The organism is Peribacillus sp. NPDC056705, assembly GCF_043656335.1.
In genome coordinates this window covers 687-2,643 of the sequence record NZ_JBHTYI010000096.1, presented here as the reverse complement: position 1 = coordinate 2,643, position 1,957 = coordinate 687, and the positions used below count along the sequence as shown (strand labels likewise).

Here is a 1,957-nt window from a genome sequence, read left to right as displayed (position 1 = left end):
CTCTTAGTTCCGGCTCACCGCTGTCGTTATATAGCAGCCATAGCAGGCCCGGCCAGAAGCCAGCCGTCCACCAGTGCGGCGCCTCCAATTGATAGCGCCCGTTCTGACTCGCATGCGGGAACCCGTCCCCGATACGTCGTACATTCCGCTGTGTTTTCTGAAGCGACTTCACCCACGCTTCCGTCAACCAATCCAATGCCACCGCTGTCTTCATTTCTCCTCTACTCCCTTCAATGACGCATATTCAAATCGCATATCCATACTGACGTCCAAGCCCGGCTGTTTCATATGAAGATCGACCGAGTACCAAGCAACATTAACGCCGTGATGATCACGGAACCAATGCTCTTGGAGATCCGCGTCCACTTGTGCACCGTCATAATGAATGACAAGCCCGCCGCCAAGTTTAACGAGATTCACGCCGTCAACCAAGCACCGCTCCGGTCTCCATCTAGTTACAATTCGCTCCGTCAAGCAGCCTGGGGGCTCGCTGAACTCGAAGCGATCCTTAATTCGCAGTTCTGGCCTTGCACCTTGTTTGTTCCACTGGAACTCTCTCGTATACTTGCGAAGCAGCGGTACACGGTAAGCCGAAGTCAGATCCAGCTTCAACATGACCTGCTTCTCCCCGGTCACAGCGTCCAACACGACCGCGCGACTGCTTCCGCCCGCTTCCTGGTAATGTCCATCAATGATTGGAACCGAATGCCCTTGCGAACCGTTGCAGTCGTAGCCGTATCTCCCCTCTCCGAAATAATCCGCCGTATACTCGCCGCAGCCAAGGTCTGCGCACCAGATCGCGCCGGCTCCATACAGAATGAAATGCCCCAGATCATTATGGTTGTGCGGCTCGGCATTATGACCACCCTTGGCTGCGAAGGCATAACCTCTGTCCTCATGCTGTACTCTGGAGATTATCCACTGCGCATCGGGCAGATAATAGTCCGCCTCTGCCCAATCCTGGCCTTGCTGCCCTGGGTCTCGCCATATCCAATTGCGTAAGGCAGGTGCCCAGCGGCTGCAGTGATCTTCAACATACGGGGCTCGAAGCTGCTCCAGCGGCACGTCGATGTCCTCATAACGTGCGGCTAATCGGTGCGATAGACCAATATGTAAACTCCCCTCCGGCGAAGAATCGGAGAAATTCGCCACATGCTTCCCGCCAAGGTAACAGCTTTGCTGAAACGCCGCGATCCTGCCCACCTTCTCTTCCCCGAACCAGTCGATCTCCCCGTTACGACGCTGTTTAAGCAGATCGGCGTAATACACAAAATATCCGAACCCGTAATTCCAATACCCGAGCCCTTCCAGGCAAGCCCCGTCGCTGCCGAAGCCTTGTAGGTAATAGTCCATACTCTGCTGCGATTTAAGCAGAATCTCCTTCAGCCGATCACGATCGTCAAGCAGAAGCAGTGCCGCAGCGCCGATCGAGCCTGCGCACACCGCCGACCAATTATGAGTGGCCGTCTCCCAGCCGAACGTATGCCGCAGGTAAGGATCAAATAACCTCCGCGACACTTCTTCGTGGATGCGCGACACGAGCAAGGGCGGCAAATCCCCTCCGAGCAGCACCCGGATTTCGCTCAGCGCGAAGCCCGTCTCCGCGCTGAATAAGTCGATGGTCCCCCTTATCTCTGCCGCAGATTCCGTGCCTAGATGCGCTGGCAGGCACCATGTGAATTCGTCGCATATCGCCCACAGCATCTCGTCTCGCGCCTGACGATACGTACCCGCATCAGGCTCCAGCAGCGTTAGTAAGGTGAACGTGTTCAATCGTCGCCTGCGCTCGAAATAGACACGCCCATACTCCAGTCTCGTTCCCTGCCGTGCATACACGGTGAACAAATCATAAGTAAGCAGCGGCATCGGTTGGTTCAAGAGTCGCTTCCCCTCCTCTCGGAGCTGTACCCAATCCGCTTCGTATCTAGCGTTATGCCGTACTTCTTCCCAGAATGAG

Annotated in this window: 1 protein-coding gene and 1 pseudogene; both read right to left on the bottom strand. The window is 55.7% G+C overall.

Annotation, left to right across the window (positions count from 1 at the left end):
• Window positions 1-214, bottom strand: a pseudogene (locus tag ACFRAK_RS27635) (glycoside hydrolase family 88 protein); the annotation flags it as partial.
• Window positions 211-1,878, bottom strand: coding sequence for a heparinase II/III family protein (locus ACFRAK_RS27630; RefSeq protein WP_394572980.1), 1,668 nt, complete (start codon window positions 1,876-1,878; stop codon window positions 211-213). The gene ACFRAK_RS27630 and the pseudogene ACFRAK_RS27635, both read right to left, overlap by 4 nt.
• Window positions 1,879-1,957: the final 79 nt, after the last annotated feature.